Genomic DNA, 12,091 nt, shown 5'->3' with positions numbered 1-12,091 from the left:
AGGTCCAGCCCCGCCCCTTCCCAACCGCGCAAGGATGGGATAGGCAAGGTAAAACAGCACTATTACACGGCAGGTTCTATGCGCATTTCCCTCACAGTTGTTATGGTTGCCTCATTGGGGCTTGGCGCATGCGGATATGTTCGCGACAGCGCGCTCAATCCGACGAACTGGTTCGGCCGCTCCACCTCAGGACCGGTTTCCGATGCCGGAACCCAAAATCCTCTGATCCCGACGCAGGGTGGTCTGTTCGCACGCCGCGCCGTCGAGGAAGAGCTTTATATCGGCAAGCCTTTTGACGAGATCACCGATCTGACGGTCGAGCGCGTATCAGGTGGGGCGATTGTGCGTGCCACAGGCCTTGCGGCCCGACAGGGAATTTACTCGGTTCAACTTACGCCTGCGATCGAAGATGAAACGCCTGTTGATGGTGTGTTGACGTATCGCCTTGAAGGGGTGCTACCCAACCGCAATACGGCAACCGGCACACCGCCAAGCCGCGAAGTTACCGCAGCGCGCAAAGTGACTGAACAAACACTCCTTGGTGTGACAACGATCCGCGTAGAAGGCCTTAAAAATGCGCGCACTTCCCGCCGCTAAGGCGCCCTGCCCTGACACTTGAGCGGTAGTAGCGTTGTAAAAAGTTGCGCAGGCTTAAACCCGAACAACTTTCACGTCATTGCCTATGGCGGTCAGAGCAATTTTACCCTCGCAAAGGGCTTTTGCGTCATTTCCGAATACCTCAAGACGCCAACCGCGCATCGCCTGTACATCGCGCGCACCTGCCGCAATTGCATCCAGATCAGCCGCCGATGCAATCAGTTTTGCCGCGACACTGGCGCTTTCAGTTTTTGCTTTGAGCAGTACCCGCAACAAATCGGCCAGTGCGGGGTTTACTTGCAGCTTTTCGCGGCTGCGGTCAGGCTGGGGCAGATCGTCATTGGAACACGCGAGCCCTGCTGCAACCGCTTTGAGGATACCGTCAGCGATCTCGCCTTTGCGCGCCTCGCGCAACAGCAGGCGTGCGCGGCCTAACTCTTCATGGTTCTTGGGTTTATTGGAGGCAAGCTCAACCATGGCATCATCTTTATAGACGCGGTTACGCGGGATGTTGCGCTCTTGGGCGAATGCCTCCCGAAAGGCGGCAAGTTCGCGCACGATGCCCAGAAAACGTGCCGAGCTGGTGCGTGTTTTAATCCGCTTCCAAGCGTCCCGCGGCTCGGTAATATAGGTGTCGGGATTTGTGAGCACTTCAAGCTCTTCCTCGACCCATTTATGTCGCCCCGTCTCTTCGAGTTTGGCTGCCAGAAACTCATAAACCTGCCGCAGATGCGTCACATCTGCCAGCGCATAGGTTTTTTGTGCATCCGTCAGCGGGCGGCGCGACCAATCGGTAAACCGTGAGGTTTTATCGACGCCCTCGCGTGCAATTTTTCGCACCAGCGTCTCATAGCCCACCTGCTCGCCGAAGCCGCAAACCATTGCTGCTACTTGGGTATCAAACAGGGGCTCGGGGAATACCTGCGCATCGACATAAAAAATCTCGAGGTCCTGTCGGGCCGCGTGAAAAACCTTGACCACCGATGTGTTGCGAAACAGTTCGTAAAGCGGCTCCAGCGACAACCCCTCAACCAGCGGATCAACAAGCACCGCACCACTGTCATCCGTCCCCGGCATTGCCAGCTGTATCAAGCACAGTTTGGAGTAATACGTCCGCTCCCGCAGGAACTCTGTATCGACGGTGATGTAGGGGTGGTTGGCTGCCTGACCGCAATACTCGGCCAGCTCTTGGGTGGTGGTAATGGTGCGCATTGAGTAAATATCCTTGAAGCTACCCTAGCGGTACAGAATAGCGCAGGGATTGACCAGCAAGCTTTGCAAAATCTCAGCTGGTCAAAATCAATGGTGTCCGGTCACCGGTTACGAACCTGCGCAGCACAGCAGGATAAAGGCGATGCTCTTGTTCTAACACACGTCTGCTGAGTGTGTCGGCTGTGTCATCCGGTAGAACAGGCACCTGTGCCTGACCAAGTATCGGGCCATCGTCCAGCGCCGCAGTCACTTCATGCACAGTACAGCCATGCATGCTATCACCTGCCTCAAGGGCGCGCGCATGGGTGTGCAACCCTTTGTATTTAGGCAGAAGCGAGGGGTGGATGTTGATCATTCGCCCCGTCCACTGGTTGATAAAGCCACCAGTCAGGACGCGCATAAATCCGGCAAGGCAGATCAGGTCGGGGGCGAACGGCGCAAGCGCCTGTGTGATTGCAGTCTCAAAGGCCACGCGATCACCAGCGAAGGGACGGTGATCGACAACGATTGTCGCTACACCGCGCCCTGCGGCCTTTGCGAGCCCTGCGGCAGTCGCGTTATTGGCGAGCACTACACAAGGCATTCCGGCATGGCTGCCGCGTGCCATATCATCAAGGAGAGCCACCATATTAGAGCCGCCGCCCGAGATAAACATCGCGACCCGCGTCATCAGACGAGGTTGCCCTCGTAGGAAACACCTTCATCCGCGACCACGGTGCCGATGTTGAAGACTGTCTCGCCCATATCACCAAGCATTTTCATTGCCTCTTCCGCCTTATCGGCGGGCACAACCATTATCATACCAATGCCTGAGTTATAGGTCTTGAGCAGTTCTTCCTCGTCCATGCCGCCATGTGCTGTCAGCCAACGGAAAACCGGAGGCAAGTCCCAGGTGTCGAGATTGATTTTAGCACCAAGTCCCTCGGGAAGAACCCGCGGCAGGTTTTCCGTCAGGCCACCACCGGTAATATGAGCCAAGGCGTGAACCAGACCGGCGCGGGACGCCGCAAGTGCCGGCTTTACATAAAGGCGGGTGGGTTGAAGCAAAACCTCTCCCAGCGTGCCCGCATCCCATGGGCAAGGGTCATCCCACTGGAGGCCGGAATGCTCTACGATCACCCGCACAAGGCTGTAGCCGTTGGAATGCACGCCATCACTGGCCATCCCCAACAGGACATCGCCTGCTGTCACGCCCGAAGGCAGTGTCGCGCCTCGCTCCATTGCGCCAACGCTGAAACCGGCGAGGTCGAAATCCCCTTCGGGATACATTCCGGGCATCTCGGCGGTCTCGCCCCCGATCAGCGCACAGCCCGACATTTCACAGCCGCGCGCAATGCCGTCGATGACCCGTGTAGCGGTTTCCAAATCAAGTTTGCCGGTCGCGAAGTAATCAAGAAAGAACAAAGGTTCCGCGCCTTGGCAGACCAGATCGTTTACACACATTGCCACCAGATCAATCCCGACGCCGTCAACATTACCTGTGTCAATCGCTATGCGCAGCTTGGTGCCGACACCATCTGTGGCCGCGACCAGTACCGGATCGACATAGCCTGCCGCCTTTAGATCGAACAAAGCCCCGAACCCGCCAAGGCCCGACATCACACCCGGCCGCATCGTCCGTTTTGCCGCAGGTTTGATTCGCTCGACCAGTGCGTTGCCCGCATCAATATCAACACCCGCCTCTGCGTAAGTGATCCCTTTTTGACGTTCGTTCATGATTGCATGCCTCTGGCAGAAAATTCCGTTGCACTGCGACCTAAATCATATCAGCGCGGGTCGCAACGCAAACCCTTGACGAAGGCGCTCTTGCGCAATACCCATCACCACGGCGGGCCTGTAGCTCAACTGGTTAGAGCAGAGCGCTCATAACGCTTTGGTTGCGGGTTCAAGTCCTGCCGGGCCTACCAAACATCACTTATTCTCCTTTTTTTCCGCTGGTTAGTTGAATTTCTGACGAACCTTGCGGGGTGGTTCGTCAAGTTTTGTTCTGTTTCTGTGCCGCCCATCCGCGCAAAAGCCGAGTCGGCAAGACCGCGACGGCCAAACATTTTGCAGTATTCTTGAGCCATCGACAGAGTGACGTGACCGCTAACGGCCATCACCTCGAATGGTGTGCCGCCCGCCTCAGCAATCCGTCGACAGATCGCCTTGCGCAGTCCATGCGATGAGCAAAGGGGCAAGCCCGCCTTGTCGCACCATTTGCGCATGGACGTTCCTAAGCCCTTGCGGGATCTCGCTTTGCCTTGGCGCGTCTCTAAGTAGGTGAAGGTGACCGGGGTGGCCTCGATAGCCTCGATCAGCTTCGGGTGCATCGGCAGATCTACCAGAACGCCGGAAGGGTTCTTGCTCGTTTTCTGGCGTCTGTATTGAACCCTTCCACCCTTCACATTGGACGGTCCCAACTTCACCGCATCCACCTTTGCCGCTGCCGTGTAGAGCATCAACGTCATGCACATATGCGCAGGGGTGCCGATCTTATGGACGCGGTAAAACTGCTCGATCTCGCCTTCGTCCCAAGTGTGATAGCCTTCGGTTTCGGTGGCGTATTTCTTCACGCCCTTCACCGGATTAGCAGCGACCCATTCCATCTGGACGGCGAGGTCCATCATCTGAGATAGGCGTTTGAGCGTCTTGTTTGCCTGCACAGGTGTCAGGTGCAAGTCAGCCTTGATCCCCATCACATGCTTTACTTTGAGGTGGGACACGCGCTTGTTGCCGTGCTTGATCCGCAGGGGCTCAATAACGCTCCGGTAATCGGCGCGGGTGTTTTCCTGAATTGTTGGAAAGTGCAGCTTGTAGAAGTGCGCCACCAGATCATCGAAAGAGCCGGGCAACGTGCGCCCTGCCCCAATCTGTCCCTTGGCCTTTGTGCCGTCCTCAGCCGCCTGATAACGGCGCTTGAATTCGTCACTATCAAAGTCGGTGCCGAGTTCCGCAGTGAAGCCTTTAACCCGGTATCTCCAGCGCGCTTTGCCGTGGCGGTCACGGTAGGTTTTTGCGTGTGGATATTTGTCAGACTTCTTTTTCACGGGCGGTCCCAATCATTCTGAGAAGTCGCAACACCCTGCTGCACAAAAATAATGATCTTGCCATCGCGGCAGATCTCCACGCGCTCCACAGGCAAGCCCGCCGCCAGCGCGCCCTTAGCGGCGCGGGTGACGTCAACTTGCTTGAAGGTGGCGCGCGGGTTGCTCATTATTTAGCATCACCCACGACGCGTTCCATCCGTTCGCGGATCGCGCGGATGATCTCGCTGTTCTGGCTGGATACGTTCGCCGCCGCCTGCGCGGCTATCCAGTCCTTTTGGTCAGGGGGCAGACGTAGCTGCAAAGGTTTCCGGGTGGTCATTTCAATCTCCGATAGGTCCATATGACAATATATGTCCAAAGGACACTATTGCGTCAAGTAGAAAATTATGGCCATTGGACACTATGGATGAAAACCGACAGCTTTCTGATAAATTTATGCTCCGCTTGCCAGACGGTATGCGCGACAGAATCAAAGCAACAGCAGACGCAAACAATCGCAGCATGAACGCAGAGATAATTTCTACTCTTGAGAAAGAATATCCTGACAACTTCCATGAAAAAATTCTGGAAGATACTCTGCTAAATTTATCGCTCGCTATCCTCTCGGAAGATAACGGATTAAAAGGCGACCATTTACACAGTACTTTAAAAATTCTCGACAACCTGAAAGAGGATATTGAAGCGGTCAAACGTGACTTTCGCCTTGCAAAGAAATAGGCCAGTAACCCCATTACCGGGGAATTTGATAGGGAATTAAAGGTGGTCGCCCGCCCGGAACCTGCCGGATCTCGCGTAATTCGGGTGTTATGTTGAGTAATTTCGGGGGGTGCAAACTGTGCTAGTTTGGGGTGCCAGAGATTGCAAAGCGGGGTGGCAAGCCAGATTGCATGTGCTTGCGTCCTTGTACGATTGCAGGTTGCGCCCTAGCCTGAGCGCGAACCAACGGAGTTTGTGAATGAAGATTGTGGGTTATTCGGTTATGGGCGCATCGGCTGTTGTCGCGGCTGCAATCATATACATGCAAGCAGTTCCAGATTGCTTTGAGGGCAAGGCCCGAAGCATTATGGAGCAGGCCGTTGCCGCGAAATTGAAATCGCCCTCAACAGCTTCATTCCCATCGGGCGGAGAATTGATCCGTATTGGTGATTGCTATTTTAACTTTAGCGGACCCGTGGACTCACAGAACGGCTTTGGAGCCATTGTAAGGAATCGGTACAGCGGAGTAGTTACGGGAGAAGATTACAATGTTCGCGATGATCTACTAGCCATCTACTAAGACAGCCCGCTAACGGGACGCCCTGCTCTTTGCGCCGCCCATAGCCTCGAACGCCGCTTGCGCCGCGACCACGATCTCGCCCTTTAGATCCCGGTCATTGATATAAACAGATCGTTGTTTGTGCCCGTCTGCAATTTTTGGCTCCCAGATCGTCACAAAGCCACACTTGCGAATTGTCAGAGCGCAACCCCGCAGCGCGACAGGCCCGATCGTGCAATCAAAGAAAGCGATGATCGTATCCTCCTTTTTGTTCGGCTTTGGATCAACTACCCGCGACAGGCCCGTGATTTCGATATCCATGTTCATTCCTTCCAATCTACGATTTTCAGTGCCTGTTCCGGGTCGACGCCCAGTTCCTTCGCCTCGCCAAGTGCCTTGATAATGGCCCCAAGCGCCCGCGCCCGTCCGCCTGCGTCAAACGCCTGTAGCGGCCTCATCACGTCCAGTTGGACAGGCTGGCCTAACTTCTCCGATGCCTCTTGCCCGATCATCGCGGCAATCGGCATAAGCCCCCATTGTGCAAGGTGGCGTTGAGCCTCTCGCACCATCGGCCCGGTGGTGACGGGATTGCTCAGACCGGGGAGAACCCCGAACGCCATTTCGATGCTGGATCTCGACGCGGCCCATGTCTCGCGGGTCATTGCTTTGGATAGATCCGGCGTCACGTCGCTGGCCTTCCAGTCTTGCGCAGGTGCAGGACCGCCCGCAGCTTGAACGTTCACACTCTCGCGGATCAGGACGCGCCCACGGGTTCCTCGAAAGCCCCGTGCCAGATCCTCCATGTCAGTTTCCGGCGATTCAGGGAACGGCACGATCGACGTGCCAAGCGGTGCGTTTGCGTAGATCTCGCCAAGCGCACTTTCCAGCGTGTGCAGCAGGCCAGCGGTCAGGCGCGCGCGCCGCAAGGGTGCAGATCCGACATAGGGCATGGATATTTCGGACCCGACGCGGAAGTGCAGCACCTCCCCGGCAAGTACCGTCATCGATCGCCCGCCGCCCGTGTCAGGGACGCCGACGCGATAGGCGGTAGGCTTGCTGAACCGTGTGGTCAGATCCCAATCCGAACAGGGCAACAGGCCATCATCGCGGATCACGAACACAGCCTCGCCACGCAGCGCCAGAGCGCGCGCAGACAGGGCCAAGGTGGAAGGCGACAGCAGGTCGGTGCCGGATACGTCCGCAAGGCTCAGACCGCCCTCCCAGAGGCTCACACAGGCTTGCACGGTGCCAGTGAGTTCCGCCAAGCCGTCGACGCCGCCGATGTATTCAGCCCGCGCCGCCATCACTTGGCTGGTGTACCCGGTGCCGCTCGATCTCGTTTCAATCTCAGGCTCTTTTTTCTTAAACGGCCACATGCTCACGCCCTCCGATAAGTGCGCAGCAGATCCGCCGCGCCTGAATGTTGCATTGCCCGCGCTATCCATGTCGGCGCGCGGTCCAGTGTTTCCTCGATAGGCCCGATCGACACAGACGTGCTGGACGCCCCTGCCGTGCCGGGGTCCGCAGCGAGATATTCAGCCAAGCGCCGGAACGCCTCAGAGACAGGTGCCGGCACATCACCGCCGCCGACTTGCGCCGTGATCCGGTAGGTGCCATCGGCAGGCAGGCAGACGCCAAGCGGACCTTGCAACAGCGTCACAGCTTCCCACGCCTCACCCGTCCACAGATCCGCCACGCTGGACACGACAGGCGTCAGACGCGGGTGGAATTGATCGCCGCCGTTGCCCAGTAGCGTCCAAACGACTTCGCGCTCAGTGAAGCGGTGTGCGATATAATCCTCGATCCTTGCCCAGATCATCGCCGAATCCAGCGCCGCCGCCGCGACAGACAGCGTTGAAGGTACAGCGGGATATTGCGCCGGGATCTCCTCGAATTGCTTTAGAACGTCGATCATCGCGGATACCTCATGCGGCTTGGCAAGAACACGCGCGTCACCGGATCTGGTGACCATTTGCGCGCCTCGATTTGCGTTTCGGGATAGGCCGGACGGGTCACGATCGACAGCTCGTACAAGAGCGCCGCCATCACGGTCCTGATAATCGCATTATGCGCGCCGTTCTCAGGGTCCATGCCTTCATCCTCGATCTTTTCAGGCTCAGGCACAGCTCGTTTCGGGGGCAGTCGAAAGCCGGGGGAGATGCCGATCGCCAGCCCCGCCGCGACCGCCGCAAGAATGTCCTTCACATATGACACCTCTTGCATTTCTTCGGTGATCGTCGCGGTGAAGGTGACGCCCGCGTCATTGTCCGCAATCTCCAGAGTGCCAGAGCGGACCGACGCCAGCGGTTTGCCGTAGTCGTGCCCCGACAGCAGATGGATATCCTTTTTGCCGCCATGCTCCGATGGTGTGTTGATCCGGTAGGCGAACGCCTTGGGTGCAATCACTTCTTTTTTGGGTCGCCCCGTCCTGCCGCCATCGGACAGGACGGCACGTTTGCCGTATGGGAAAGAGCCTTGCAGGGCCAATGCGCCCGACGCTCTCTTGCGGAGTTCAAGCCCGCCGCCTGCAAAGCCCTCCAGCATCTTACTGGATACCCGTCAGAACGCGCGACTGCACAGCCCGACTAATTGTCGTGTCCATCGTGGAAAGCGCCGTCAGACGAAGCCCGCCCGACTGTGCATCGGCATAGGGATCGCGGATCAGATCCACGGCCCCCCAAAGCCCCACGAACACAGGGGCAACCCCGCCCGCCGATGTTGTCAGCAGTGCCATGCTTTCCAGAGGATCGCCTTCGGTGCCGCCGGATGGTAGCGCAGGGGCAGGCAAAGCGTTGTGAGACATGGTAACGCTGCCGATGTACTTCATCAGGCGTTCCCACTCAGTGACAGCCGTGCCCGTGATGTAGCTGCCGTCCATCGTGTCCCAGACTTCGGGTCGGATCAGCAGACGCACAGCCGCCGGACCGTTTGCAGCGTTTTCCGTGATAAACGCCACGACCTCGGAACGGAACGCCGCCCATGTTGCCGCCGCGTCCAGTGCATTTTCTGCAATGCCCCAAGCCGTTGCGCCCGTGAACACGCCCGTAGGCTCGCCAGACGCGCCGGAACCGTTGAAGATTGCCCGGTCCATCTCTTGCGACATAGCCCCGTTCATGTCCCGGCGGATCGCCTGCTCAAGAGCCGCGCCCGATTGTTTGAGCGTCTTGCGGGTGATCCGCATCTGGATTCCCAGAGTGTGATCAGGGGCAAGCGGACGGTCCAACGTGGCGTAAGCGGACGGCCCCGGCACATTGCCCGTTTCCGTTGCCTGCCAGCCCGCCGTGATCGCCGACGTGGTGACGGGTGTTTCCGAGTCGCCGCTGCCGATATTGATCATCTGGACGCCCATTTGAGCCGCGACAGACGCAGGGAACAGACGCTCGATCAAGGGACGGGTGGCAATCGGGTTCGGTGTACCGCTGGCAATCGTCTCCCCGGCGCGCGTCTCAAGTGCAGCATATGGCACAGGGATGCCGCGATAGCCGCCCGCGCTCCGCAGCTCGGTTACGATCTCCGCCGTTTGCCCGTCGAGCGCGCGGCCTTCGTCCAGGCTCAAGGCAACCTGGCGCATCTCGAAAGCGCCCATGATCTCGGTCCATTCCTTTTCGGAACGAGTTTCCAGCACATTGCCAGCGTCCCGGCGTTCTTCATCCTCGGATACCAGCGCCGCGCGATACTGCACTTCCTTGGCGCGATACTCCGTATCCAGTTCAGTCATTTTGCGGGTTTCGTCCGCAGACGGTGTTTCGATGTTCGCCAGCTCCGACAGGTTTTGACGGATCTCGGAACGGCGCAATTCCAGCTTTTTAGATGTCAGCATAGTTATTTCCTTTCATGCTCGACAGGAGGTCGCGCCATTGTTGACGCTTCGGGGAAAGCGGGGTGTGACCCACTTCCAATCTCGTTTTGCGCGCATGACAGCGCCCGCAGAGAATTTGTAAATTTGACAGGGTGTAGGAAAGTTCGGGGTGCGTTTTGACAGGCAGAACGTGGTCACATTCCAGCCGCCGCAGCTCGCCACACTGGACGCATTGCCAGCCGTCACGATCCAAGGCTTGCATCCTCAGAGCCTTCCATCGTGGCCCGCGTGTTACCTTCGCAGAGTGCCGTTTGTACTCGTCGCGCCTGCTCATATCTGGACCCGCAATTCATAGCAGATCACCACGCCATCCGGCCCCAGAGTGCCGACGCGATTGATCAGATAGGCAACCCCGCCGATCACCAGCTTGTCAGCAGTGGAAGGGACAACGCCCTCAGTGATAAACACCCGCAGCGCACTATCCGAGATAAGAGCGTTTGCCCGCTCCTCGACGGTGTAATCAGTGACCGCGACAGTGACCGGATAGTCCACTGCCGGACCCGCAGGCGGATCGTCGGGGTCGGTACGTGGTGCAGGCTGTTTGCGCAGAATTGCATCCTGTCCAAAACGCTCGATCAGCCGGGTTGCCGTTTCGGTCATCCCCATGCAATACGCCCTCCCTTATGTGATGGTCGGCCCATGATCCGCGCGCCCTCAGCCACAGCGATTACCGTTGCCGATGCCGCATCGATCCGGCCCGTGGATCTCGCCTTTGCCAATTTCAGATTGTTTGCCGGATCTCGCAGGGTCACAGCGTCCGCAAACGCAGACCGCAACAGCAGGGACGCGGTGGTCAGCACCTTCCCGTCGAAAGCCGCGCGCCGGAACCGCTCGCAATCCTCGTTCCCGTCTTTGAAGCCAAAGCCACGCCAGACCACAGCCGCGCGGATGCCCGCCCGCTCGATCGCCTCGCCAAGTTCGGATTGTTTGTATCGGTCAGCGACCAGCGCCGCGACGGGTTCGCCCTCGATATGCTTCATCACCTCGATCAGCCACGGCGCAATCGGCACGGTCTGGTCGCCAAGGGTGGACAGTTCGCCCCGGTCCTTCATCTCGACATAGCGGCCTTGAACGCCATCGTTTGCGCCACGGTCCGCAAGGTTCGGTTTACTTGGGAAGGTGCCTAGAGCTTCTAGTCGCCCCGTCTCAGGCCAGTAGAACGCCGCCGCCGTCATAGATGCAGATCCGCCCAGGTCGATGCCGATCACACATTGCCCCTGCCGTGCCGGAACCTCCGACACCTCGCAGGCCAGCCACTCATCGACGGTCAGCAGCACATCGCGGGTTTCACCGCTCACCCGCTCGTTTCGATTGTAGAGGCGGAACGTGGTCAGCGTAGAACCGCCGCGCGCAATGGCCCGCCGTGCCTGCCCTTGCAACCATTCCAGACTGGACCCGATGCCCGCCGCCGCGCCGGGGTTCGCCTCTTTCAAACTGTCCAGATCATCCGCAGGCAAGCCCGGTGAAGGGCGATGCTCTTGGCGGTAGATGCCCGGTGCATCCTCATCAAGCCACACAGAAAAAGGGTGCGCATCATCAGCCGCCGAGGTGGATATGATCAGCGCCCGCCCGCCGCGTTTGCCCATGCCAGACAGCAGCGCATGTTCCAGTGCGTCACCTTGATCAGCGGCCCAATGCCCGCGCTCGTCCATGAGGATCAGCGTAGGCGCAGATCCCAGCGCGCTCTTGCCGTCCGCAGCAATGGCCCGGATGAAGTGCCCGCCGCCGTCGCCGTCATATTCAATCTCTAAACGCGGGGAACGCCGGACCGTGAACAGCGCCTGTTCGTCCTCAGGCAAGGACCGCATGAAACCCACGACAAAATCAAAAGCAATTCGGGCTTGATCACGGGTACGGGCTGCTATGAGAATTTCACGCCGGGGTTGTTCGTCCCATTTGCCCATGCACGAACCCAAAGCGATGCCCGCAGACAGCGCCGTCTTAGCGTTGCCGCGACCGATCGACAGGACTGCGACGTTCACACCGTCAGCCAAAGCGCCGCGCACAAACTTCTTTTGAAATGGTGCCAGCTTGATCAGTTCGCCCGCCTTCGGACCCTCAGGGATTGCGAGACCTTCAAGAAACCGGATTGTTTTGGTGGATGCTTTCATGTCAGCCTCGCCGGGTTATCAGCAGAGG

17 protein-coding genes and 1 tRNA gene are annotated in these 12,091 nt (G+C 58.4%); 4 read left to right on the top strand and 14 right to left on the bottom strand.

Annotated features, from left to right (window positions below; genetic code table 11):
• Nucleotides 1–78 precede the first annotated feature (78 nt).
• Entirely contained in the window at nucleotides 79–597 is a 519-nt protein-coding gene (locus tag C8N30_RS13590) for a hypothetical protein (RefSeq protein WP_025062249.1), read from the top strand.
• 54 nt (nucleotides 598–651) lie between these two features.
• Here the strand turns inward: C8N30_RS13590 and rnd are convergent, their stop codons facing one another.
• The 3 genes from rnd to purM form a co-directional block, all read right to left on the bottom strand.
• Nucleotides 652–1,809: a ribonuclease D gene (gene rnd, locus C8N30_RS13585; RefSeq protein WP_025062250.1), complete on the bottom strand. Its 1,158-nt coding sequence runs from the start codon at nucleotides 1,807–1,809 to the stop codon at nucleotides 652–654.
• Nucleotides 1,810–1,882: 73 nt separating this feature from the next.
• Entirely contained in the window at nucleotides 1,883–2,479 is a 597-nt protein-coding gene (gene purN, locus C8N30_RS13580) for a phosphoribosylglycinamide formyltransferase (RefSeq protein WP_025062251.1), read from the bottom strand.
• Nucleotides 2,479–3,525: a phosphoribosylformylglycinamidine cyclo-ligase gene (purM, locus tag C8N30_RS13575; RefSeq protein WP_025062252.1), complete on the bottom strand. Its 1,047-nt coding sequence runs from the start codon at nucleotides 3,523–3,525 to the stop codon at nucleotides 2,479–2,481. Before purM ends, purN begins: the two co-directional genes overlap by 1 nt.
• Nucleotides 3,526–3,639: 114 nt before the next feature.
• Between purM and C8N30_RS13570 the strand changes: the two genes are divergently transcribed.
• Nucleotides 3,640–3,716: transfer RNA gene (locus C8N30_RS13570), tRNA-Ile, on the top strand.
• On the opposite strand, the gene C8N30_RS13565 is transcribed toward C8N30_RS13570, so the two are convergent.
• Genes C8N30_RS13565 through C8N30_RS13560 form a run of 3 tightly spaced genes read right to left on the bottom strand, consistent with a single transcriptional unit; the run spans nucleotide 3,711 to nucleotide 5,157 of the window.
• Nucleotides 3,711–4,838: a tyrosine-type recombinase/integrase gene (locus C8N30_RS13565; RefSeq protein ID WP_025062253.1), complete on the bottom strand. Its 1,128-nt coding sequence runs from the start codon at nucleotides 4,836–4,838 to the stop codon at nucleotides 3,711–3,713. The genes C8N30_RS13570 and C8N30_RS13565 overlap by 6 nt on opposite strands.
• Nucleotides 4,835–5,005: a hypothetical protein gene (locus C8N30_RS19390; protein ID WP_170151179.1), complete on the bottom strand. Its 171-nt coding sequence runs from the start codon at nucleotides 5,003–5,005 to the stop codon at nucleotides 4,835–4,837. Before C8N30_RS19390 ends, C8N30_RS13565 begins: the two co-directional genes overlap by 4 nt.
• Entirely contained in the window at nucleotides 5,005–5,157 is a 153-nt protein-coding gene (locus C8N30_RS13560) for an Arc family DNA-binding protein (protein ID WP_025062254.1), read from the bottom strand. Before C8N30_RS13560 ends, C8N30_RS19390 begins: the two co-directional genes overlap by 1 nt.
• 83 nt (nucleotides 5,158–5,240) lie before the next feature.
• Here C8N30_RS13560 and C8N30_RS13555 point away from each other — a divergent pair, with 83 nt between their 5' ends.
• Nucleotides 5,241–5,555 (top strand): Arc family DNA-binding protein, encoded by a 315-nt coding sequence (locus C8N30_RS13555; protein WP_025062255.1) that lies wholly within the window; start codon nucleotides 5,241–5,243, stop codon nucleotides 5,553–5,555.
• A 238-nt stretch (nucleotides 5,556–5,793) separates the two neighbouring features.
• Complete coding sequence (locus C8N30_RS13550) at nucleotides 5,794–6,114, top strand: hypothetical protein (protein ID WP_025062256.1); 321 nt, start codon at nucleotides 5,794–5,796, stop codon at nucleotides 6,112–6,114.
• Between the two features lie 9 nt (nucleotides 6,115–6,123).
• Here the strand turns inward: C8N30_RS13550 and C8N30_RS13545 are convergent, their stop codons facing one another.
• The 8 genes from C8N30_RS13545 to C8N30_RS13510 all read right to left on the bottom strand — a co-directional run bounded on the left by C8N30_RS13545 (nucleotide 6,124) and on the right by C8N30_RS13510 (nucleotide 12,063).
• A complete protein-coding gene (locus C8N30_RS13545) occupies nucleotides 6,124–6,414 on the bottom strand; it encodes a hypothetical protein (protein ID WP_025062257.1) in 291 nt (96 codons plus the stop codon).
• Between the two features lie 2 nt (nucleotides 6,415–6,416).
• The gene (locus C8N30_RS13540; RefSeq protein ID WP_025062258.1) at nucleotides 6,417–7,469 is read right to left on the bottom strand and encodes a phage portal protein; all 1,053 of its coding nucleotides are present in this window, start codon (nucleotides 7,467–7,469) and stop codon (nucleotides 6,417–6,419) included.
• Between the two features lie 2 nt (nucleotides 7,470–7,471).
• Complete coding sequence (locus C8N30_RS13535) at nucleotides 7,472–8,008, bottom strand: hypothetical protein (RefSeq protein ID WP_025062259.1); 537 nt, start codon at nucleotides 8,006–8,008, stop codon at nucleotides 7,472–7,474.
• Nucleotides 8,005–8,637: an HK97 family phage prohead protease gene (locus C8N30_RS13530; RefSeq protein ID WP_025062260.1), complete on the bottom strand. Its 633-nt coding sequence runs from the start codon at nucleotides 8,635–8,637 to the stop codon at nucleotides 8,005–8,007. The genes C8N30_RS13535 and C8N30_RS13530 overlap by 4 nt, the downstream gene beginning before the upstream one ends.
• Before the next feature lies 1 nt (nucleotide 8,638).
• Nucleotides 8,639–9,913: a phage major capsid protein gene (locus C8N30_RS13525; protein ID WP_025062261.1), complete on the bottom strand. Its 1,275-nt coding sequence runs from the start codon at nucleotides 9,911–9,913 to the stop codon at nucleotides 8,639–8,641.
• A complete protein-coding gene (locus tag C8N30_RS13520; RefSeq protein ID WP_232222811.1) occupies nucleotides 9,900–10,154 on the bottom strand; it encodes an HNH endonuclease in 255 nt (84 codons plus the stop codon). Before C8N30_RS13520 ends, C8N30_RS13525 begins: the two co-directional genes overlap by 14 nt.
• Before the next feature lie 68 nt (nucleotides 10,155–10,222).
• Nucleotides 10,223–10,558 carry a hypothetical protein gene (locus C8N30_RS13515; protein ID WP_025062262.1) on the bottom strand — a complete coding sequence of 112 codons (336 nt, stop codon included), beginning with the start codon at nucleotides 10,556–10,558 and terminating at the stop codon, nucleotides 10,223–10,225.
• Entirely contained in the window at nucleotides 10,549–12,063 is a 1,515-nt protein-coding gene (locus C8N30_RS13510; RefSeq protein WP_025062263.1) for a terminase TerL endonuclease subunit, read from the bottom strand. The genes C8N30_RS13515 and C8N30_RS13510 overlap by 10 nt, the downstream gene beginning before the upstream one ends.
• Between the last annotated feature and the right edge of the window lie 28 nt (nucleotides 12,064–12,091).

The sequence above is a fragment of the Sulfitobacter guttiformis genome (assembly GCF_003610455.1).
Classification (GTDB): Bacteria; Pseudomonadota; Alphaproteobacteria; order Rhodobacterales; family Rhodobacteraceae; genus Sulfitobacter; species Sulfitobacter guttiformis.
The sequence above is the reverse complement of the archived record's forward strand: the minus strand, read 5'-3'. Positions and strand labels throughout refer to the sequence as shown.